18 protein-coding genes and 1 riboswitch are annotated in these 20060 nt (G+C 72.0%); of the genes, 3 read left to right on the plus strand and 15 right to left on the minus strand.

The genetic code is table 11. The features are described 5' to 3' along the window. Positions 1-5: 5 nt before the first annotated feature. The 8 genes from G9272_RS26370 to fahA all read right to left on the minus strand — a co-directional run bounded on the left by G9272_RS26370 (position 6) and on the right by fahA (position 6954). A complete protein-coding gene (locus G9272_RS26370) occupies positions 6-821 on the minus strand; it encodes an ABC transporter ATP-binding protein (protein ID WP_171398847.1) in 816 nt (271 codons plus the stop codon). Then, positions 805-1686 carry an ABC transporter permease gene (locus G9272_RS26375; protein WP_171398848.1) on the minus strand — a complete coding sequence of 294 codons (882 nt, stop codon included), beginning with the start codon at positions 1684-1686 and terminating at the stop codon, positions 805-807. The genes G9272_RS26370 and G9272_RS26375 overlap by 17 nt, the downstream gene beginning before the upstream one ends. Then, positions 1683-3023: an ABC transporter substrate-binding protein gene (locus tag G9272_RS26380; RefSeq protein WP_171398849.1), complete on the minus strand. Its 1341-nt coding sequence runs from the start codon at positions 3021-3023 to the stop codon at positions 1683-1685. Before G9272_RS26380 ends, G9272_RS26375 begins: the two co-directional genes overlap by 4 nt. A 15-nt stretch (positions 3024-3038) precedes the next feature. Further along, entirely contained in the window at positions 3039-3266 is a 228-nt protein-coding gene (locus G9272_RS26385; protein WP_020130156.1) for a 4Fe-4S dicluster domain-containing protein, read from the minus strand. Positions 3267-3416: 150 nt separating this feature from the next. Further along, positions 3417-4205 (minus strand): GntR family transcriptional regulator, encoded by a 789-nt coding sequence (locus tag G9272_RS26390; RefSeq protein ID WP_171398850.1) that lies wholly within the window; start codon positions 4203-4205, stop codon positions 3417-3419. A 150-nt stretch (positions 4206-4355) separates the two neighbouring features. Next, entirely contained in the window at positions 4356-5294 is a 939-nt protein-coding gene (locus G9272_RS26395) for a M56 family metallopeptidase (RefSeq protein WP_171398851.1), read from the minus strand. A gap of 176 nt (positions 5295-5470) precedes the next feature. Next, positions 5471-5746, minus strand: coding sequence for a hypothetical protein (locus G9272_RS44785; protein ID WP_216377831.1), 276 nt, complete (start codon positions 5744-5746; stop codon positions 5471-5473). Further along, a complete protein-coding gene (fahA, locus tag G9272_RS26405) occupies positions 5743-6954 on the minus strand; it encodes a fumarylacetoacetase (RefSeq protein ID WP_171402184.1) in 1212 nt (403 codons plus the stop codon). Before fahA ends, G9272_RS44785 begins: the two co-directional genes overlap by 4 nt. Before the next feature lie 301 nt (positions 6955-7255). Here fahA and G9272_RS26410 point away from each other — a divergent pair, with 301 nt between their 5' ends. Together G9272_RS26410 and G9272_RS26415 are read left to right on the plus strand one after the other, a co-directional pair. Beyond that, positions 7256-8491 carry a DegT/DnrJ/EryC1/StrS family aminotransferase gene (locus G9272_RS26410; RefSeq protein ID WP_171398852.1) on the plus strand — a complete coding sequence of 412 codons (1236 nt, stop codon included), beginning with the start codon at positions 7256-7258 and terminating at the stop codon, positions 8489-8491. 124 nt (positions 8492-8615) lie between these two features. After that, complete coding sequence (locus G9272_RS26415) at positions 8616-10874, plus strand: lipopolysaccharide biosynthesis protein (RefSeq protein ID WP_437184380.1); 2259 nt, start codon at positions 8616-8618, stop codon at positions 10872-10874. On the opposite strand, the gene G9272_RS26420 is transcribed toward G9272_RS26415, so the two are convergent. The 6 genes from G9272_RS26420 to G9272_RS26445 form a co-directional block, all read right to left on the minus strand. Next, complete coding sequence (locus G9272_RS26420; protein ID WP_253267951.1) at positions 10795-12042, minus strand: glycoside hydrolase family 26 protein; 1248 nt, start codon at positions 12040-12042, stop codon at positions 10795-10797. The genes G9272_RS26415 and G9272_RS26420 overlap by 80 nt on opposite strands. A 71-nt stretch (positions 12043-12113) precedes the next feature. Beyond that, positions 12114-12725 carry a DUF1616 domain-containing protein gene (locus G9272_RS26425; RefSeq protein ID WP_253267952.1) on the minus strand — a complete coding sequence of 204 codons (612 nt, stop codon included), beginning with the start codon at positions 12723-12725 and terminating at the stop codon, positions 12114-12116. A gap of 20 nt (positions 12726-12745) precedes the next feature. Continuing rightward, positions 12746-14668 carry a hypothetical protein gene (locus tag G9272_RS26430; RefSeq protein WP_253267953.1) on the minus strand — a complete coding sequence of 641 codons (1923 nt, stop codon included), beginning with the start codon at positions 14666-14668 and terminating at the stop codon, positions 12746-12748. A 73-nt stretch (positions 14669-14741) separates the two neighbouring features. After that, entirely contained in the window at positions 14742-15497 is a 756-nt protein-coding gene (locus tag G9272_RS26435) for a polysaccharide deacetylase family protein (protein ID WP_253268243.1), read from the minus strand. Between the two features lie 98 nt (positions 15498-15595). After that, positions 15596-16954 carry a glycosyltransferase gene (locus tag G9272_RS26440; RefSeq protein WP_171398854.1) on the minus strand — a complete coding sequence of 453 codons (1359 nt, stop codon included), beginning with the start codon at positions 16952-16954 and terminating at the stop codon, positions 15596-15598. An 83-nt stretch (positions 16955-17037) separates the two neighbouring features. Continuing rightward, positions 17038-18102, minus strand: coding sequence for a GNAT family N-acetyltransferase (locus G9272_RS26445; RefSeq protein WP_171398855.1), 1065 nt, complete (start codon positions 18100-18102; stop codon positions 17038-17040). A gap of 291 nt (positions 18103-18393) precedes the next feature. On the opposite strand from G9272_RS26445, the gene G9272_RS26450 reads away from it, so the two are divergent. Continuing rightward, a complete protein-coding gene (locus G9272_RS26450) occupies positions 18394-19218 on the plus strand; it encodes an HAD family hydrolase (protein WP_171398856.1) in 825 nt (274 codons plus the stop codon). 64 nt (positions 19219-19282) lie between these two features. Here G9272_RS26450 and G9272_RS26455 read toward each other — a convergent pair whose 3' ends face one another. Then, on the minus strand, positions 19283-19756 hold the full coding sequence (locus tag G9272_RS26455) for a transglycosylase SLT domain-containing protein (protein WP_171398857.1): 474 nt from the start codon (positions 19754-19756) through the stop codon (positions 19283-19285). Positions 19757-19759: 3 nt separating this feature from the next. Beyond that, positions 19760-19988, minus strand: a riboswitch (cyclic di-AMP (ydaO/yuaA leader). Between the last annotated feature and the right edge of the window lie 72 nt (positions 19989-20060).

The raw sequence follows: 20060 nt of genomic DNA on the forward strand, positions 1-20060 counted from the left end.
GCCTTTCAGATGCTCAGGGAGGTCAGGACATCGCGCCGCAGGGCCACGCGCGCGGGGTCGTCATGGGCGGCCCGGTCGCGTGGACGCGGCACGTCCCGTACGGCGACGAGGCGGCCCGCGCCGAGGAGGGCCACGCGGTCGCCGAGGAACAGGGCCTCGTCCACGTCGTGGGTGACGAAGACGACGGTCGCGCCCGTGCCGTGCAGCACCTCCACCAGCAGGTCCTGCATCCCGGCGCGGGTCTGGGCGTCGAGGGCGCCGAAGGGTTCGTCCATGAGGACGGCGCGCGGGCCCGCGGCGAGGGCCCGGGCCAGTTGCGCCCGCTGGCGCTGGCCTCCGGAGACCCGGTGCGGCAACTGCCGGGCGCGGTCGGCGAGTCCGACCCGCTCGAGCCAGGCCACGGCCTGCTTCCTGCGCTCCGCGCGCGGTGAGCCCTGGATGGCGAGGGGCAGTTCGACGTTGGCCAGCAGGGTGCGCCACGGGAGCAGGGCGTCCTCCTGGAAGACCAGCGCGCGGTCCGCCGCCGGCCCGCCGATCGGCCGGCCGTCCTGCTCCACGGCCCCGGACAGCGCGGGCAGCAGCCCGGCCAGCGTGCGCAGCAGCGTCGACTTGCCGCAGCCCGAGGGGCCGACGACGGTGAGGATCCCGCCCGGCCGGACGTCCAGGTCGACATCGGCCAGAGCGGCGGCGTCGGGGCGGCCGAGGGTGGCCGCGCGGAGGGTGAGCCGGGTACCGCGTACGGCCGTACCGGTGGCCGTGGTGGTGCCCGCGTCGGCGGTGTCCGTACGGGTGGTCTCGCGGGTCTCAGACGAGGTGCTCATCGCGCGCCTCCTCGGGGTCGGGTCCGGTGCGGACGGCGGGGGAGGCCGCCGGTGCCGGAACGGCCGGCAGGGGGCTCTTCGGCCGGGTCCGGCCGGTGGGGACGTACGACGTGCGGGGCAGCCAGCGGGTGAGGCGGCGACCGAGGAGTTCCACGGCCGTGGACGTGGCCCAGCCGAGCACGCCGATCGTGACCATGCCGACGAACACCCCCGGGTAGTCGACGACCGTGTAGTCCTGCCAGGTGCGGTAGCCGACGCCGTACTGACCGGAGATCATCTCGGCGGAGATCACACAGATCCACGACACCCCGATGCCGACCGACAGGCCGCCGAAGATGCCCGGCAGCGCCCCGGGCAGGACGACCGAGCCGAGGATCCGCCACCGGCCACCGCCCATGGTGCGGACCGCCTCCTCCCACCCGGGGGGCAGCGCGCGGACCGCGTGCCGGGTGGAGACCAGGACCGGGAAGAAGGCGGCGGTGAAGGTGATGAAGACGATGCCCTGTTCGTTGGAGGGGAAGAGCAGGATCGCGACGGGCACCAGGGCGATCGCGGGGATCGGGCGGACGACTTCGAGGATCGGTCCGAGCAGGTCCTCGGCGAGCCGCGAGCGCGCCACGAGCACGCCCGTGGCCACGCCCAGGACGGCGGCCAGGAGGAATCCGGTGACGATGCGGGTGAGGCTGTCGGTGAGGTCGGTCCAGTAGTCGTCGCCGGTCAGGCGGTCGGCGAAGGCGCGGGCCACGTCGGCGACCGTGGGGAACTGCGAGAAACGCAACCACAGGTCGATGTTCAGGCTGGTCAGCAGCTGCCACAGGCCGAGGGCGGCCGCCACCGAGGCCACCCGCAGCGCATACCGGGTCACGACACCCGCCCCAGCGCGTCGGCGTACGTGACGACGCGGGCGCCGCCATGGGAGTCGACGTAGGCCTGCGCGGTCGCCGGGGCGACGAACGGCAGGAGCGTCGCGCCGTCGGCCACCCAGACGGCCTTGTCGGCGAACCACAGGGTGCCGGTGGTGGCGTCGGGGACGTAGGCGGCGCGGATGCCCTCCTTGTGCTGCGCGACGTAGGTCAGCAGCTCGGCGGGCGTCTCGAAGGTACGGGTCTCCGTGGCGTCCTTGGGCCAGACCTCGCTCGCGGCCGGTGCGGGCGTGGCGGCGAGCTGCTTCGCGTAGGACGGGCCGAGCGCCTTCTTCACGTACTGGTCGTCGACGAAGGAGTCCACGTCGATGTCTCCGGTCAGCTTGGCCGCCTTCAGGATCGAGACGTCCTCCTTGAGCGCGGCGACGAGCTGCGGCTTTACGGCCGGGTCGAAGGTGGAGATGCCGTGGGCGCCGTTGTAGAGGTAGACGACCTCGGCGGGCAGGCCGGTGGCCTTGGCGACCTTCTCGGCGGCGGCCACCGGGTGCGTGTCGAGGTAGTCGGTGGCTTCCGACTGCGCCTTCAGGAACGCCTCCAGCACGGCCGGGCGCTTCTTCGCGAAGTCCTCGCGGGCGGTGACCCCGTGGAAGGTGGGCAGGTCCAACTGGGCGCCGTCGTACAGGGCCTTCGCTTTGCCCTGGTAGGCGAGCAGGCCGGGCCAGGCGACGAACTGCGAGAGCGCGTCGGCGCTGCCCGCGGAGAGGGCCGACGCGCCGACGGCCGGCTGCTGGTTGAGCTTCTCGATGCCCTTGGCCGGGTCGATGCCGGCGCGCTGCAAGGCCCGTACGAGGGTGCCGTCGGCGGCGGAACCGATGCTGGTGGAGACCTTCTTGCCCTTGAGGTCCTCGATGGAGGCGAGCTTGGAGTCGGGCGCCGTGACGATGGTGTTGAGGCCGCCGCGGAGGTTGTAGCCGGTGACCGAGACCAGGTGGGTGGGCTTGCCGAGCTGTTTGCCCCGGGCCGCGTTGATGAGGAGCGGGAAGTCGCCCATCGAGCCGATGTCGATCTTCCCGGCGGTCATCTGCGCGGTGATGGGGGCGCCGGTGGCGTAGTCCTGCCAGTCCACCTTGTAGGTAGTGCCGTCGCCGAGGGCGTTCAGCTCCTTCTCGAAGTAGCCGAGTGAGCGCAGGAGGGTGCCGGCCGTGACGGTGTTGATGGTCTTGGACTGGTAGCCGACGGTGACGGTGACCGTGGAGCCGCTACCGGCCTCGGCGCTGCCGCATCCGGTGAGGGGGAGCAGGAGAAGGGCGGCGGACGCGGCTGTCGCTTTGGGTTTCATGGAGGTTCGGGCCTTTCACCGGAGCAGGTAGGGCATGTTGACCGTGACGGCACCGGTGGGACAGCGAGCCGCGCACGGGCCGCAGTACCAGCACTCGTCGACGTGCATGTAGGCCTTGCCGTTGCTCTCGTCGATGGCGAGGGAGTCCAGCGGGCACATGTCCACACAGAGCGTGCAGCCGTCGATGCACTTCGACTCGTCGATGGTCACGGGCACGTCGGCCCGCTGGGGTGCCAAGGTCATGGCTGTCTCCAGAAAAGTCCCGAGAAATTCTGAGAAATCCCGCCCGGCGGTGAACCGATGAGGCCGTGCCGAGCGATGAAGGGTTGAGGGCGGAGCGGAGGACGAGCAAGAGGGCGGAGAAGGGGGCGGAAGCGATGCCGGTGGGAGAGATCAGAGGGAGCGGTGCAGCAGGCCGCTCATCGAGATGCGGTCTCCGCGGAAGCGGATGAACTCCAGGTCCACCGGGCGGCCGTCGGCGAGGTGGGTGAGGCGTTCGAGCATCAGGACGGCCGCGCCACGCGGTGCCTCCAGTACGGCGGCGGAGTGGGCGTCCGCGGTCACCGCCTCCAGGGTGATCTCGGCGTGGCCGAGGCGCTGCCCGGTGACTGCCTCCAGGAGCCGGAAGACGTCGGTGTTCTCCAGGTCGGCGCCGAGCAGGGCGGTGCCGATGTCGAGCGGGATGTAGGTGAGATCGAGAGAGAGGGGGAGGCCACCCAGACGGCGCAGGCGCTCGATGTAGAGCACGTCGGTGCCGGGCGGGACATGGAGGCGGTCGGCCACCGGGGCGGGCGCGGCGACGGGGCCCATCGTGCGGACCTCGTTGGTGACGTGGCCGTGCTCGTGCAGGGTCTCCGCGAGGCCCATCAGACGGTCCAGGCCGTGCGGGTACTTCTGCGCCACGACGACCGTGCCGACGCCCGGCAGGCGCTCCACCAGCCCCTCCGCCCGGAGCAGGTCGAGAGCCTGGCGGACGGTGTTGCGCGAGGCGCGGTAGTCGCCGGCGAGGGTCGACTCGTGGGGGAGCGTGCCGTCCGGGAAGCCGTCGGTGAGCAGCTGGCGGCGCAGGAGGTCCGCGAGCTGTCGGGCCTGGTCCGCGCGCAGCCGACGACGCGCACGGTGGGCGGCGACGGTGGTCGCGCCTTGGCCGGCGTGCTCTCGGATGCGGTCGGTGGGTGGCATGTTTCGAACCATAGCGAGCCAGTAGGAAAAGCGGTGTTGCCGGAGTGTTGCGCCACCTGCGGGAGCGTCAGACAAGGCGTTGACCTGGGAAAACAGGACCGGCTTACACAAGATCTGCCAGGTCGGGACAACGCCGTCAGGACAACGCCGTCAGGACAACGCCGTCAGTCCCGGGGCGAAGGTGATCAGCAGGGGCAGCAGCGGCACCAGCGTGGCCACCGTCGTCGTCAGCGCCCGCTGTCTGAGGAGCAGGCGCGGGGGCGGCTGGAGCAGGCGGTCGACCCGCTCGCCCAGGAGACGGTGGCTGGAGGCGCAGGACAGGACGCCCCGGTGCTGGTTCAGCTCGATCAGGGCCAGCGCCGTGGTCAGGTGACCGCAGCGGCGCGACGCCGTGTCGTCGGCGGCGAGTTCGACCAGGCGGTGGGTCTGGTCGCAGAAGTGGGAGAAGAGCGGAATGCGGGGGAAGCCGGTGGCAAGGGCGGTCGAGAGGTGGAGCAGCCAGTCATGGTGGGCGCGGGCATGGCCACGCTCATGGGTGAGGACGGCGTCCAGCTGGTGGGAGGTGAGGCGGTGCAGGGCGCCGGTCGTCACGATCAACTGGGGCGGGTTGCCCGGCATCCACCAGGCGTCCGGGTACTCGTCCTCCAGCACCAGGAGCGGGCCCCGGGCGGACGGCAGGCCGGCGGGCAGGTCGGGCGCGCGTTCACGCAGGTGGGCCCTGGCCCGGTTGCGGCGCCGACGCGCCTCGACAAGCTCGCGGGCCAGCATCGCGGTGGTCCAGGCGGCCCCGCAGGCCAGCAGCAGGGTCAGGGCCGCGGCCCACAAGGGGGCGGCGGAGAGGTCGTACGCCTCGGAGACCCCAGGCGGCGCGGGAGCGAAGACCCGGGCGCGGACCGTGTGGAACACGGCGGCGGCGCCCAGGGTCAGGGCGGTCAGGCAGCACAGCAGGACCGTGGCGACCAGGCACTGCCACACCCACAGTCCGATCACCGGCTCCCGCTCGGGCCAGGCGGACCGGGTGAGCGCGCGCGGGGCCGGCACGGCGGCGGACAGGGCGACGACGCTCAGCAGGAGCAGGCAGAGGGCCATGCCATGGGCTCCGGATCCTGGTCGGGAAGGGTGCGTGGGCCACGTGCGCGCGGGGTCCGTAGGGCGTACCCGCGTGCGTGCGGCCTGCCACGGGCGGCGGGCTCGGCACGAGGACCGTGCCCGCCGCCAGTATGACGGCGGTTACCCCGGGAGTCAGCCCACGACGACACCCCGATTCAGCCCCGACCGCCCCGGCTCGCCGGCCTCGCCACTGTCAGCCACCCCACCACCGGCTCGGTCACCGACACCGCTACCGCCACCGGCACCGCTACCGCCACCGGCACCGCTACCGCTACCGCCACCAGCACCGCCACCAGCACCGGCACCGGCACCGGCACCGCCACCGCCACCAGCACCGGCACAGGCACCGACACCGGCACAGGCACCGATGTCGGCACCGGCACGAGCTGTGGCCCTGTCACCGGTGCCAGATCCGACCCCGGGCGCTTCACCCGGCGATCACCTGTCCGCTCACCTCTCCCAGGCCGACTCGCGTTCCGTCGGGGCCGGGAGCCCAGGCCGACAGGGTCACCACGTCGCCGTCCTCCAGGAACGTGCGCTTGCCGTCGGGGAGCTCCAGCGGGTCACGGCCGTTCCAGGTCAGTTCCAGCAGGGAGCCGCGCTCGTGCGGCTGGGGGCCGCTCACCGTGCCCGAGCCGTACAGGTCGCCCGTGCGCAGGGAGGCGCCGTTGACCGTGAGGTGGGCGAGTTGCTGGGCGGCCGTCCAGTACATGGTGGAGAAGGGCGGATCGGAGATCACCTGACCGTTGAGCGCGACGGAGATGCGCAGGTCGTAGCCGCCGGGTTCGGCCGCCGCGTCGTCCAGGTAGGGGAGGAGGGGGTGGGTCCGCTCCGGGGGCGTCACCCGCGCGTTCTCCAGGGCCTCCAGCGGGGTGATCCACGCCGACACCGATGTGGCGAACGACTTGGCGAGGAACGGGCCGAGAGGGACGTACTCCCAGGCCTGGAGGTCGCGGGCGGACCAGTCGTTGAGCAGGCACAGACCGAAGACGTGCTCGCGGAAGTCGGTCAGCGCGACCGGGCTGCCCTGCCGCGAGGGCACGCCGACCACGAAGCCGACCTCGGCCTCGATGTCGAGCCGCACGGAAGGGCCGAAGACGGGCGCCGGGGCGTCGGGCGCCTTGCGCTGGCCCGACGGGCGGACGACGTCCGTGCCGGAGACCACGACCGTGCCGGCCCGGCCGTGGTAGCCGATCGGCAGGTGCTTCCAGTTGGGCAGGAGGACGTCCCCGGCGTCCGGGCGGAAGATCGCTCCCGCGTTCCGGGCGTGGTGCTCGGACGAGTAGAAGTCCACGTAGTCGGCGACCTGGAAGGGAAGGTGCAGGGTCACGCCGGAAAGGGGATGGAAGAGCGGCTCGACGGTGGGCCGGTGGGCGGGGTCGGTCACCCACTCCGTCAGGGCGCGGCGCACCTGCGACCAGGTCGTGCGTCCCGCCGCCAGCAGCGGGTCGAGCGTCGGCGAGGCGAGCAGGCCGACGTGGGGCGAGCCGAGCGCGCGGGCTGCCGCGCCCGCGTCGAGGACATGGTCGCCGAGCCGGACGCCGACGGTCCGCTCCGTGGAGCCCGGGAGGGAGAAGACGCCGTACGGGAGGTTGTGCGGACCGAAGGGGTCGCCCTCGGGAAGATCGAAGGGGGGCATCGGGTACTGCCTCTCTTTCGTGCGCTCTTTGGTGCTCGCCATGTAGGGCTCGCCGGACCTCGAACGGGTGTCGCGCGGGTGCGCCGAGCCGCGCCACACGTTACGGCTGACGTCGCGGAAGTGACATGGGGGCCGGACCGGCGAGGCCCGTCGGCCGGAAGCTCTCCGCTTCCGGTCGCTCACCCCGAGTCGTCCACCGGCCGGTCCGCAATCTTGACGGAGCGGCGCGAAAGGGGAGACTCTGGGCGGGTGCTGGAAGGCCTCGGGGAGGGGGCCTTCCCCTGGCACAACTGGGGGGCGGATGGCCATAGGGGAGGCCGGCCTCGGGTCGGCGCGGCGTGGCTCACGGCCGAAACGGCTGGAAGCGACCATGCGCGACAGACTCGGCCGGGAATGCGTGTACGTACCGTCGTGCAGATTCGGGCTGTACGTGGCCTTGCGCCACTGGTGTCCGCCCGGCGGACGGGTACTGATGTCGCCGGTCAACGACGACGTGATCTTCTTCGTCCTGCTCGCGGCCGGACTGCGGCCCGTGCAGGCGCCGTTGAACCCGCTGGACGCGTCGATCGACGTCGATGCCGTGCCCGACGAGGTGTGGGGCTCGCTCTCCGGCGTCCTCACGACGAATCTGTACGGCAACCCGGACGACACACCGCGCCTGCGGAAGAAGTGCGACGCGCTGGGCATCCCGTTGTTCGAGGACGGGGCGCACGCCATCGGCAGCGAAGTGGGTGGCAGACCGGTAGGGGCCTGGGGGGACGCCTCCGTCTTCAGCCTTTCCAAGCATGTCGGTGTCAAGGCCGGCGGCTTCCTGGCCTGCGCCGACCCGGGACTGCGCGAGGCTCTGGAGAAGACCTGCGAGGACCTGCTGCTGCCGGGACGGTTCACGGCGGAACTCGCCTACACCGTCCGGCCGTACGCGGAGGCGACCGTGCGGGGGCTGCGGCTGCGGCGGGCCGCCTGGGCCACGATGCGGCTGCTCGGGCTGATGGAGCGGGAGGAGATCCGGATGCCGCTGCGGCCGGCCGAGTTGGCCCGCGCCGTCGACGCGGCGCCGGACCTCACCGCGCACGACTCCTGGGTCCGCGTCGACATGCACGACTACCGGCTGCGTTCAGGACCGCTGAGAGCGGGCCGTATCGGCCGCAGGCTCGACCACCTGGACGAGGTGCTGGCGGCCTGCCGGGCGGGCACGGAGCTGCTCCTGTCCACACCGTGGGCGCGGCCCGGCACAGCCCGCGCCGACCGGGTCCAACCCCTCTTCCGAGTGCCCCTGTTCGTCGCCGACCGGGACGCCGCGAGGGCGGCGCTCGCACGGCGGGGCATCGTCGTCGGGTACCTCTATGACCCGCCTCTGGACGACTACGCGGGTGCCGCCTTCACCGACCCGTCGCCCGATCCCGCCGGGGCCCGCTGGTTCGCCCGGCACGCGTTGCCCGTGGATCCGCTGCGGGCCCGGCAGGTCGTCGAGGTGCTCCAGGAGTCCGGCGTACGGCCGGCCGAGGCGCCGGGAGGGCTGGAGCCGACCCGTGGCTGAGACGCAGGCCGAGATCCAGGTACCCGAGCCCTCGGCGCCGCCCGCCGGAAAGGAAACGGCCGGCGCGCCGCCGGGCGACAGGACCAGCGGCTCCGAATCCCTGTTCAAGAACGCCTACTTCCTGATGCTCAGCACGGGCGTGTCCGCCGTGCTGGGCCTGGGCTTCTGGCTGGTGGCCGCGCGCTACTACTCGGAGGAGGCCGTCGGCCAGGGCTCGGCCGCGATCGCGGCGATGCGGCTGCTGGCCAGCATCACGGCGACGACGATGATCGGCGCCGTCGTCCGCTTCGTGCCGCGTGCGGGGCGGGCCACGGGCTCGCTGGTGTGGCGGGCGTACGCGGCCAGTTCGGTGGTCGTGGCCGTCGCCGCCTTCGTCTTCCTGCTCACCCTGGACCTGTGGGGGGCGACGTACGCGCCGCTCGGCACGGCCGCCGCGGGGACGGCGTTCGTCATCGCGTGCGTGGCGTGGGCGCTGCTCACGCTCCAGGACGGGGTGCTCACCGGCCTGCGCAGATCGGGCTGGGTGCCCATCGGCAACGCCGTGTTCTCCGTCGGCAAGCTGATCCTCCTGGCCGTGTGCGCGACCGCGCTGCCGGTGCTCGGGATCTTCGTGTCCTGGGCCGTCGCGATCGCGTTCTCGACGCTGCCGCTGGGCTGGTTGATCTTCCGTCGGCTGATCCCGCGCCAGGCCGCCGCCGACCGCGACCTGGAGCCTCCCCGACTGCGCGAGATGGGCCGCTTCCTGGCCGGGGACTCGCTGGGTGCGCTGTTCAGCCTGGCGATGATCAACCTGCTGCCGGTGATGGTCGCGGTCCGCTTCAGCGCGGCGGAGAACGGCTACTTCTACGTGGCGTACACCGTCGGCGGCACGATGGAGTTCATGGCCATCAACATGGCCTCCTCCCTCACCGCGCACGCCTCGCACGATCCGCGCCAGCTCGCCGAGGGCGTGCGCGGGGCGCTGCGCCGGATGACGCTGCTGCTGGTCCCGGTGGTACTGGTCCTGGTGGTGTTCGCCCCGCAGATCCTGCTGCCGTTCCACGAGGACTACGCCGAGCACGGCACCACCGTGCTGCGGCTGCTGGCCGCCGGGGCGCTGCCCCGGGTCGTGGTCGAGCTGTACATCGGGGTGCTGCGGGTGCAGGGCCGAACCGGGGTGCTCGCCGCGCTCCAGGGCGCCATGTGCACGCTGGTGCTGGGCAGTGCCGCCCTGCTGTTCGCCCCGGCCGGGATCGCGGGCGCGGGCTGGGCGGTGCTGATCAGCATGACGCTGATCGCCGCCGTCTCCGCGGTCGGTCTGCGGTCCGCGCTGCGCCGCAACGACCGTCCCCCCGTCGGCCGGTCCTCCGCCACCCCGGCCTACGGCACCCATTGGGCACGGCTGAACGCCACCGCCGGGTACGGCACGAACTGGGCGCGCCGGGCGGCCCACGAACGCGACGGCGTCGACGAGGACACGGTCACCCTGTTCATAGGACGCCCCGGGTACGAACGTGAGGCGCTGCAAGCGGACACGCTGGCGCTGATAAAGCGGCCCCCGCACGAGTCCGAGGCCGTCAAGGGAAGCAAGGAAAGCAAGGAAAGCAAGGGAAGCAAGGGGACCGAGGAGGCCGAGGGGCGGGACGAGTCGGCACGGGAGGCCGCGAGGGACCGGTCCGCCCCGGCCGGGAGCCGGGAGCGGTGGGTCACGGGCGGACTGTGGGGCCTGCTGGGCATGGCCACCGTGGCCTTCTGGACGGCGCTGCGCGATCTGCCGTGGCTCGACGGCCCGTCCGAGAACCTACTGACCGGACGTCAGCTGCTGGCGGCGCTGCCGCTCACGGCGCTCGTCGCGGGGGGCCTGCTGCTCGTGGTGTTCGTCGGCGCGGTGACGCTGCGCGCGGCACGTGGGGCGCTGCTGCCGGGGGCGGCGCTCGGTTCGGTGCTGCTCGCCCTGTACGCCGTACCCCCCGCCTTCGGCCGGGAGCCGTCACCGGTCGCTGGGGCCTGGTGCGCGAAGGCGGCGCGTTTCCTCGCGGAGGGGATGGGGCTCGACGGGCCCGAGCCGCTGCTGCGCTGGGCACCGCCGGCCGTGCAGCTGCTGTGTCTCGTACCGCTGTGGCTGCTGCTCGCCCGGACGGACCGGTGGTTGACGTGGCCGGGGCGCTGGGGCGTCCTGTATCTCGTCGCGGTGGGGGGCTGGGTGTGGCGGCAGGAACTCGCGCCGGCGGCCCTGCCCCTGTTCGTCGTCCTCGTCCTCGCCGCCGCGGTCCTGTCGCTCGCCACCCGTGGCCGTGCGCAGGCCGGACAGTCGCGGGGCGCGGTCAGCGGGACGGCACCTGCTGGTGGAAGTAGCCGTTCTTACCCGCCTCCCGGTAGCCCTCGAGGCCCGGGCCCTCGTTGACGGTCAGATCGCACACGGGTTCCTCGGAGGTCGGCCGGTTCCAGTGCACCAGCGCCTTCACCTCCGGGAGCTTCTTCACGGCGGCGGGGATCTGGGTGTACCAGTCGCGCTGACGCTGCGGGGCGTCGGCGTCCGGTGCCGTGGCGAACTCCGCGAGCATCACCGGCTTTTCGTCGCTGATGTTCTCGCGCAGCCACTCGTAGCTGGGCCGTTGGCTGCGCAGGAAGTCCTTCCAGTCCGTGGTGCCGTGGCACTGGTAGTAGTTGTACTGGTCCATGGCGATCCAGTCGACGTACTCGTCCCCGGGGTAGAGCGCCTTCATGTCGGCCGCGCTGCCGAGGTAGCCGGAGACGGTCCACACCCACACCACGTTGTCGGCGCCCAGTTCACGGAACCGGTCGCGAACATGGCGGTACGCGGCGACGAACTCCTCCGGGGTGCCCGCGCCTTCCTTGATGCGGGCGTCGGTTTCCTGGTCGAAGGAGAGGAAGACGCGTTTGCCGTAGGCCTTGATACGCCGGATCTGCGGATCGAGGATCTTCTTGTCGAGCTTGCCGGCGGCGATGTTCTTCCAGCCGAGCTGGGTCTCCGTCCAGTTCTCGTGGTGCGGCTCGGTCCAGACGGTGGACTCCCAGGCCAGCATGAGCAGCCTGTCCTTGCCGAGTTCCTGTTCGTCGGGGGTGAGCAGTTCCCCGTCGAGCTCGGTGCCCGACATGTCGTGGTAGTTGTAGACGAGGTCCAGCTTGCGGCCGATCCGCTTCTCGAAGCCGTGCACGGCGTCCTTGAGCGAGCCGTCCTCGGCGTACGGCACGGCGGCGCCCCACCAGGCGCCGCAGGGCGGGATCAGCGTGTCGGTGGGGGCGCAGGAGCCGGTGGGCAGCTCACCCGAGGCCGCGTTGTCGGGCAGGGCGTCCGCGGCGGAATCCGGGTCCTCGGAGCGGCTGGCCCAGATGCCGAGCCCGGCGAGCAGCGCAGCCACCGCCACCAGCGCGACAGCCGTGTAGGTACGCCTCGCGCTTCTCAGGTCGCTCCCCGGACCGCCGACCGGGTCGCCCCCCGAACCGTTCCGCAATCCGTCCCCCGAGCTGCGACCCGACCCGTCCCCCGAACCGTCCCCGGAGCCGTCCCCCGAGCTCTGGCCCAACCCGTCCCCCAAGTCGTCCCCCATGTGGTTCTCCACGTCCCTCACCTCGTGCGGTTCGGCCGGCTTGCGTGGCCCGCGCAGCCGATGCCGCCCCGTCATGTGTCACTGGCGCCGGAAGGCCTGCGCCTGACCTTGGCGCGCTCGACCGCGCCGCGCCGAGCGGCGGGCAGCGGCAGCCCCGGCAGGGCCGCGGTGACCGTGGTGAAGCAGGCGAGCGAGATCAGGAAGGCGGTCATCGAGAAGGTCTCCACCAGGAACAGCGAGGTGGCGGCGAGCACACCGAGCGAGAGGCTGATGGGCGCGGCGAGCGCGACCGCCTCCAGCCTGGCGCCGGAGGCCAGGCGACCCGGCTGCGGATACAGCGCCGCGCAGCCCGGACCGAACAGGACGAACAGCAGCACCGGGATCCAGCGCAGCGGAGAGGGGCCGGGCACGGCGGTGGCGGCCAGCGCCGACCAGCCCGAAGCCGCGACGAGGACTCTCAGATGCGTCGAGGTGAACCTGCCGCCCTTGGCCTCTTCGGCCTCGCCCATGACGCCGGTGCCCAAGTCCCCGGTGCCTGGTTCCCCGTGGCCGTGGCCCGGACCCCGATGGCCGAGGTCTGCGTGGCCGGGGTCTGCGTGGCCCGGTTCCCCGGGGCCGAGGTCCCCGAGGCCCCTGTCGGCGGTGTTCTCGTTGTCGATGTCCTCGGAGTCTGTGGTCGTCACTTCGATCACCTTGTGGTCATTCATCGGGTGGCCGGGCGGTACTCCAGGACAACGCCGTACGGATGGTTCTCGACGGTCCGGAAGAGGGGCGAGGCGGACAGCTTCGAACGCAGGGTCTCGAAGCCCCCGGGCGGCAGCAGGCCCTCGCCGGCGGTGTAGATGTCCTGGGTGCGGGTGAGGACGACGTACGCCTTCGCGCCCGGTGGGATCCCGTCCGCGAGGTATCCGGCCGGGTCCTTCAGCATCTTCTCGTTCTCGGGCAGCGCCTGTTCGGCGAAGAACCAGTGCTCGAGACGGTCGTAGCGGTGGAGTGCCTGCGGGAAGGAGCCGCTGGTGGCGAGGATCAGCGAGCCGTCGGGGGCGTTGTCGAGGGCCCTGGTGACCAGCGCGGTCTCCTCCGGCGGCGTGTAGAACATCTTCTCCTTGCCGTAGTACGACGGCAGGAAGCCGGCCAGCAGCACCAGCAGGACGGCCGGCAGGGCGAAGGCCGCCGTCCTGCGCCGCAGTGCCCTCGCCCTGCTGCGGTGGGTTCCCGCGACGGCCGGCACGAGCGCGGCGGCGGCGAAGAAGGCCGCGCCGGGCAGGGCGAACAGATAGACGCGGAAGAGCATTTCGCCGCCGTAGTCGTTGACGGCGAACAGCGGTACCGGGGCGACGGACACCAGCAGCAGGGGCAGCGCGCTGCGGGTCAGCCGGCGCCGCAGTACGACGGCGGTCCCGGCGAGGACGGCGACCGCGAGCACCATCACCACGTTGGCGGTGCCCGCGAGTTCCGGCCCGGGCCCGGTGAGCTGACCCGCGTAGCCCGCGCGGGAGTTCTCCGTCAGCTCGCCGATCGACTTCCTGATGGTGGAGAGCGTCTCGACGAACAGCGGCCGCCCCATGGTCAGGTCCCAGGTGAGCATCAGCAGCGCGGCGACGACCAGCAGCCCGTAGTTGCGGTAGCGGCGGGTGAGGCTGAGCGCGACCAGACAGATGGTGAGCATCACCGGGGTGAGCTGGTGCGTGGCGTTGACGGCGGCGATCAGCGGGGCCAGGATCACCACGCACACCGCGCGCTGCCTTCTCCCCGTCGGCGGCGGGACGGGCGCGGCCACCGGGTCGAGGAAGGTGCGGTCGCGCAGCCGTCCGGCGGACCCGGGCCGCACGAAGTGCCGCAGCACCACCGCGAGGACCGTCAGATGCAGCAGGTAGGCGAGCGCCTGCGGGGCGAAGTAGTCCTGGCCCACCCAGTTGGCGAGCTGGAAGATCCACACGGCGGTCCAGATCAGCCGCCAGTCCTCGCAGAAGGTGCGGTAGATCAGGACCAGCACCGGCATCATGAGCAGGCCGACGACGATCGGCGCCCAGTTGGCGTACACGGCGGCGCTCTCCACGCCGAAGGCGCGCACCAGGCCCGCGTTGAGGGTGAAGAAGCCCGGCCACTGGTCGTACGCGGACATGTTGCCCGACAGCGCCGCGCCCGGTCGCAGCTCACCGTTGGCGAGCAGCGTGTCGACGATGGCGTCGTGCTTGGAGGCCCACGGGTAGCGCACCGCGTCGTACAGCACGGCCGGTGGCGCCTTCAGCGCGAGGAGCAGTGCGGCACAGTGCGCGGCCGGCCACCAGGGCGCGGTGCCCGCGCGCCGCAGACTGAGGACGAAGCCCGCGGTGAGGACCAGCAACGAGAGGTAGTAGGCGACCGGCAGCCGGTCCAGCAGGCCGTAGTCGCCCATCTCGCGGAAGCCGATGCGGGGCAGCGCGTACACCCACAGCCCGGCGGCGAGCAGCAGCGTCAGCAGGGCGGCGTCCGGGGGACGGCGCGGGACCCGCCAGGGTCTGCGGTCACCGCCGGTGGTCGGGCTCGGACTGCCCGGACTACCCGGACCACCGGGTCCGGTGGAGAGCTCAGGGGTGGGCAGCTCGCTGCTCTCGGTGCTCGGTACGGGCACGTGTTGTTGCACGTCGAGGCTCCCCTCCCTCAAGCCAACTATAGGAATTTTCTCTTCTTTTCACACCAAAATCGTCGAACTCGGCTCAACCCGCGAACACCGGCCCCCGCACGGCGGCGCGGGCGCGGCGGTACCAGCGCCAGCCGACCGTCTTCGGTCCGTCGCGGTACGGGGCGACCCGGGCGCCGGATCCCGCCAGCCAGCCCCGGACGTCGGCGACGGTGTGACCGCGGCGCACGATGAGCCGGGCGATGCGGTAGTGCTCGTCGCGGTCCGAACTGAGCGCGTGCCGCACGGCGGTGGCCGTCTCGTAGCCCGTGGCCGCCGCCGTCCGCCGTACCCGCCCGCTGTTGTAGCCGTGCGGGTAGGCGAGATGCCGGACCTGGTGGCCGAGGGCGTCCTCCAACACCGAGCGGGACACCCGCAGTTCGTGCGCGAGTGCCCGGGGCGCGAGGGTGTCCAGCTGGGCGTGGGTGACCGTGTGGCTGCCGATCTCCATGCCGTACCGCTCGAGTTGCGCCGCCTGCTCCAGCGTCATCATCGGCGCGGGCGGCAGCAGGCTGCGTCCGCCGCGGGTGATCGCTCCGGTGGTGAGGTAGGCGGTCGCGGACAGTCCGCGCCCGGCCAGCGCCTCGGCGGTCGCACCGGGCAGATCGGCGAAGCCGTCGTCGAAGGTGAGCAGCACCGGCCGGGGCGGCAGCGGCGCCCGCCCCGCGAGATGGTCGGCGAGCGCGCTGATGGTGACGGGCGTACGGCCGCTGTCCACGACGGCGTCCAGATGCTCGCCGAACTGCTTCGGGCTGACCGTGAACTCGGCGATCCAGCCGGGCGGTTCCTCCATCACGGCGTGGTACAGGAACACCGGGATACTGCCGTCGCCGCCGCTGTCGCCGACGTTGTCGCCACCCTTGTCTCCGTCGGCTCTGTGCGCGGACGCCGTCATCGGGCAGCACCTCGCAGCGCGCGCCGGGCCCGCAGATAGCCCACCGGCCCGTAGAGCATGCCGCGCCGCTGGAGCCGGGAGAGCCGGGCGGGCCAGGCGTGGGTCCGGGCGTCGTGACCGCCGGGCGCGCCGTCCGCCGCGGGCTCCGCCTCCCGGCTCGCCGTCAGCGTCCGCGCGTGGGCGAGCCCCCTGGGCAGCCGGGCCAGGAACGCGGGCAGCAGGCCGGGCCGGTTGACGAGGATCGCCGTGAGGTAGGCGGTGAGGCCGGCGCCGTAGCCGTACGCCTGGGTCTCCAGGTCCCGCCAGGTCTCCCGGTGGTGGTGCCAGACCAGGGCCAGCGGCGTGTAGTGCAGCCGGTGGCCGCCGGCGAGGACCCGGACGAACCCGTAGAGGTCGTCGCCGCCTCGTGCGAGCGTCCCCGCCCCGGTCGCCGGGTCGAAGCCGCCGACCGCCCGCAGCACCTCCGTACGGAAGGCCATGTTGGCGCCGGAGCCGAAGCGGCCCGCGGTGAACGGGAACAGCGGTTCGTCGGCGGGCGGGTCCTGCGGGTCGTACGTGCGGGCCGTGAAGCCCTTGGCGAAGCCGCCGTGGCTCTCCAGGAGGACCTGGGCAGGGGTCCGCAGCCGGGCCGGCAGGATCAGGCCGGTGGCGCAGCCGAGGCCCGGGTCGGCGGTGAAGGGCGCGGTGAGTTCCGTGAGCCAGCGTGGGTCCGCCACGACGTCGTCGTCGGTGAAGGCGATCACCTCGCCGTGGGCGGTCTCGACGCCCTTGTTGTGTGCGACGGCGAGACCGGGCGCCGGTTCGGTGACGTACCGCACGCGCTCGGCGTACTTGCGTTCGACCAGGTCCCGGGTCGCGTCCGTCGCGGGCGCGTTGTCGACGACGACGATCTCGAAGTCCGGGTGATCCTGGGCGAGCAGCGAGTCGAGAGCGTGGGCGAGCTTCTCGGCGCGCTCACGGGTGGCGACGACGACGGTGGTGAACGGGACGGCGCGGGTCGGGACGGCGGCGGTCGGGACGGTGGCCGTCAGGGCCGTGGCGCTCGAGGCCGTGGCGCTCGGGGCGGCCCCGTGCGCGGGCCCCGCGGAAGACGGACCGGGTGGTGCCTGCTCGTGCGTGGCCAGGCCCATGAGGACGGTCTTCGGGTCCGTGCCCTCCGGCACCGACCCGAGCAGCGTCCCGATCGGCCGCCCACCCCTCCTGACCAGCACGAACACCTCGCCGTGCGTGACCGGCGGACTTCCCGGCCCCGGTCTGAGGACACCCCCGTCGTCCAGTTCCAGCTCGGCGACCTGCACCGGCTCGATGTCCAGGAACCTCTGTATCTCCTGCTGTGCACGTGCAGCGCGGTACATGAACCCCCCTTGTCTCACGCCCATCACGCCCATCACGCCCGTCACGCCGGACGGCCGTCACGCCCGGCGCCCGGCGTCGCTCGTCACGATCGGCGCAGTCGGCCCGCGCCCTTCAAGGTCCGTGCGGCCGCCGCGGCGAGCCTCGGCCGGTTGCGCACGAAGTGATGCGCCCGGCGGGACGGCTCACGGCTGAGCCAGTAGAGCGCGGCGCCCACCCCCGGACGCGACCACGCCCCCTCGTACACGGGGAGCTCCCCGGTCTTCAGTGAGTCCTTGTACTCGGCCGCGCCCCGCCCCAGGTCGAGCAGGCCGATGCCCTCGGCGGCGGCCGACTCGGCCATCCGCAGATGCAGCACCAGGCCGGGCGAGAACTTCGCGAACTCCGTTTCGTACGAAGGGAACCAGCAGGCCAGGACGGTCGACGAACGCAGTCCGAAGTGCGCGGCGATCGGTTGGTCACCGGCGTAGAGGACGGAGAGCGTGCCGGAGCACTCCGGCGCGCGGGTCTCGGAGAGCGCGTCCACGAGCCGGGTGATCCACTCCTGCGCGAACCGGTCCCGGCGGCCGGTCCTGCGGTACTGCGCGGACTTCCACGCCATGAGCGTGCGCAGCGCGGCCGGATCGCGTTCGTCGAACACGAACCGCAGCTCCCCGACCTGGCGGCCGAGCCTGCGCTCCTTGGCCAGGGTCGTCTTCAGGAACTTCGGCGACTGGGCGCGCAGCACGGACTCATAGGTGTCGTAACCCTTTTCGACGTCGATGACATAGGAGGCGTACTCCTCGGCCGCGTGCGGGGTGAACAGCCCCTGCTCCGCCTCCAGGTTGTCGAAGGCGAAGCTCGACAGGCCACACGCCCGCATCAGTTCGTCGGCGTTCAGCCCGAGACCCGGGGCCAGCACCGCGCCCTGCGCGTCCGAGACGCCGTACGCGAGTGCCCGGCCCTGTCCGAGCCGGCCCCGCTCGTGGGGCAGGAAGCCGACCGGCTCACGCCCCTCGTACACCACCGCCACCTGCGAGTGTGGCCTCACCAGGCCCACGGCATCGGTGAACTCCGGTTCCATGAAGGGGTTTCGCGGAAGCGTCGACGCGGCACGCAACGCGCGCCACCGCTCCCTCTCCCCCTCGCCGAGGTCCTGCGGCCTCAGCACACGAATGCGCCCACTGCTCAACCTGACCCCCCGATCAAGTCCCCCCTGGACACCTGGACGGTACCGCTCCACCTGGGCGTCGCGGTAGGTAGCGTCGCATGTTGTTGCCAACCGGTGCAGAGGCCTTTAACCGTCCGCTACCCGGCGATGTGCCAGAAAGCCGTTTCATTGAGTCAGTCGGCAGCCAGTCGTGAGCCAGGCGCACAAGGGGAGTTGGCAGAACAGGACAGGACATGGACGTCGTCCGGTTCGCGTCGAACCCGGGAGGCCTGGGATCCGTATTCTCTGATCATGGCCGCACCCATCGCATATGCCGAGCGCACCGCGTACTCCCTCATCGCCACCGACCTGGACGGGACGCTGCTCCGCGGCGACGACACCTTCTCCGACCGGTCGCTCGACGCGCTCGCGCGGGTGGCGGCCGCCGGCGCACGCCACCTGGTGGTGACGGGACGGCCCGCGCCCCGGGTGCGCCCGCTGCTCGACCGGCTGCACAGCAGGGGGCTCGCGGTGTGCGGGCAGGGCGCGCAGTTGTACGACGCCGACGCGGACCGTCTGCTGTGGTCGGTCACCCTGGACCGGGAGCTGGCCGAGACCGCGCTCGGCAAGATCGAGGCGGAGGTCGGGCAGCTGTACGCGGCCGTCGACCAGGACGGTGTCGACGGGCTGACGCTCATCGAGCCGGGCTACCGGATGCCGCACCCGACGCTGCCCGCCCTGCGCGTAGGCCGGCGCGACGACCTGTGGTGCGAGCCGATCAGCAAGGTGCTGCTGCGCCATCCCACGCTGTCCGACGACGAGTTGGCGTCGACGGCCCGCTCGGTGGTCGGCTCGCTGGCCACCGTCACCATGTCGGGGCCGGGCACGGTCGAACTCCAGCCCTGCGGGATCACGAAGGCGACGGGTCTGGCCCTGGCCGCCGAACACCTGGGGCTGCGGCCCGAGGACACCGTCGCCTTCGGGGACATGCCCAACGACATCCCGATGTTCGACTGGGCGGCTCGTGGTGTCGCGATGGCCAACGCCCATCCGGAGCTCAAGGCGGTGGCCGACGAGGTGACGACGTCGAACGAGGACGACGGCGTGGCCGTCGTCCTCGAACGACTGTTTCCGTAACCGGCTACCGGCTACCGGCTACCGGCTGTCGGCTACCGACACCGGCGACCGGCCGGCGGGACGGTCAGTACGCGCCGAACACGTTGTCGATCGAGCCGTAGCGTGCGGCCGCGTAGTTGCAGGCGGCGGTGATGTTCGCGACCGGGTCGTAGGAGTCCCACGACGTGCCGTTGACGTGGTAGGCGCGGAAGGTCGGGTCGATGACCTGGAGCAGTCCCTTGGACGGGATGCCCGCGGCCGCGTTGGAGTCCCAGAGGTTGATGGCGTTGGGGTTGCCGGAGGACTCGCGGATGACGTTGCGGTAGATGCCGTTGTACGTCCCCGGGATGCCGTGCTGGCCCATGACCTGGAGGGAGGCACGGATCCAGCCGTCGAGGTTGTTGGCGTAGCCGAGGCTGGTGGCCGTGGAGACGGTCGGGGTCGCCGCGGAGGCGGTGGTCGCCCCGAGGACGGGGAGAGCGAGCACGGCCGCGCCGGTGGCGGCGACGGCGATCGTGCGGATGAAACGGTTGCGGCGCGGCTGAGCGGCAGCGGGCATGTCGTATTTCCTCTCCGGCGCCTGCGAGGTGAGCTGTCGGGTTCGGGCGGGAGCTGCCCGGTCGCGTCCTGACGGTCGCGGCTTGACCCCAAGCCGTACCGGACTGTCCTGAACGTCTTGTGTGTCCAAGACATCTGGAAAGTCCGTTTCGGCGACTTACCTGGTTCCCCCGCTCCTGCCGAGCGGTATCGATGGGTGTTCGGGCGGCGGCAGGATTCGGCGTTCCGCCCGACAGGCCGGGAACGTATGCGAGAGCACATGTCCGAAACAAGTACCGGATTCACAGATCACCCCTATTGACCTT

It is taken from the genome of Streptomyces asoensis, assembly GCF_013085465.1.
Taxonomy (GTDB): Bacteria; Actinomycetota; Actinomycetes; order Streptomycetales; family Streptomycetaceae; genus Streptomyces; species Streptomyces cacaoi_A.

Bases quoted from the DNA above. Each gene is read 5' to 3' on its own strand.
- G9272_RS26370 (WP_171398847.1), bottom strand. From the start codon at position 821: ATGAGCACCTCGTCTGAGACCCGCGAGACCACCCGTACGGACACCGCC.
- G9272_RS26380 (WP_171398849.1), bottom strand. From the start codon at position 3,023: ATGAAACCCAAAGCGACAGCCGCGTCCGCCGCCCTTCTCCTGCTCCCC.
- G9272_RS26385 (WP_020130156.1), bottom strand. From the start codon at position 3,266: ATGACCTTGGCACCCCAGCGGGCCGACGTGCCCGTGACCATCGACGAG.
- G9272_RS26390 (WP_171398850.1), bottom strand. From the start codon at position 4,205: ATGCCACCCACCGACCGCATCCGAGAGCACGCCGGCCAAGGCGCGACC.
- G9272_RS26395 (WP_171398851.1), bottom strand. From the start codon at position 5,294: ATGGCCCTCTGCCTGCTCCTGCTGAGCGTCGTCGCCCTGTCCGCCGCC.
- fahA (WP_171402184.1), bottom strand. From the start codon at position 6,954: ATGCCCCCCTTCGATCTTCCCGAGGGCGACCCCTTCGGTCCGCACAAC.
- G9272_RS26410 (WP_171398852.1), top strand. From the start codon at position 7,256: ATGGCCATAGGGGAGGCCGGCCTCGGGTCGGCGCGGCGTGGCTCACGG.
- G9272_RS26415 (WP_437184380.1), top strand. From the start codon at position 8,616: ATGCTCAGCACGGGCGTGTCCGCCGTGCTGGGCCTGGGCTTCTGGCTG.
- G9272_RS26420 (WP_253267951.1), bottom strand. From the start codon at position 12,042: ATGGGGGACGACTTGGGGGACGGGTTGGGCCAGAGCTCGGGGGACGGC.
- G9272_RS26435 (WP_253268243.1), bottom strand. From the start codon at position 15,497: ATGGAGGAACCGCCCGGCTGGATCGCCGAGTTCACGGTCAGCCCGAAG.
- G9272_RS26440 (WP_171398854.1), bottom strand. From the start codon at position 16,954: ATGTACCGCGCTGCACGTGCACAGCAGGAGATACAGAGGTTCCTGGAC.
- G9272_RS26450 (WP_171398856.1), top strand. From the start codon at position 18,394: ATGGCCGCACCCATCGCATATGCCGAGCGCACCGCGTACTCCCTCATC.
- G9272_RS26455 (WP_171398857.1), bottom strand. From the start codon at position 19,756: ATGCCCGCTGCCGCTCAGCCGCGCCGCAACCGTTTCATCCGCACGATC.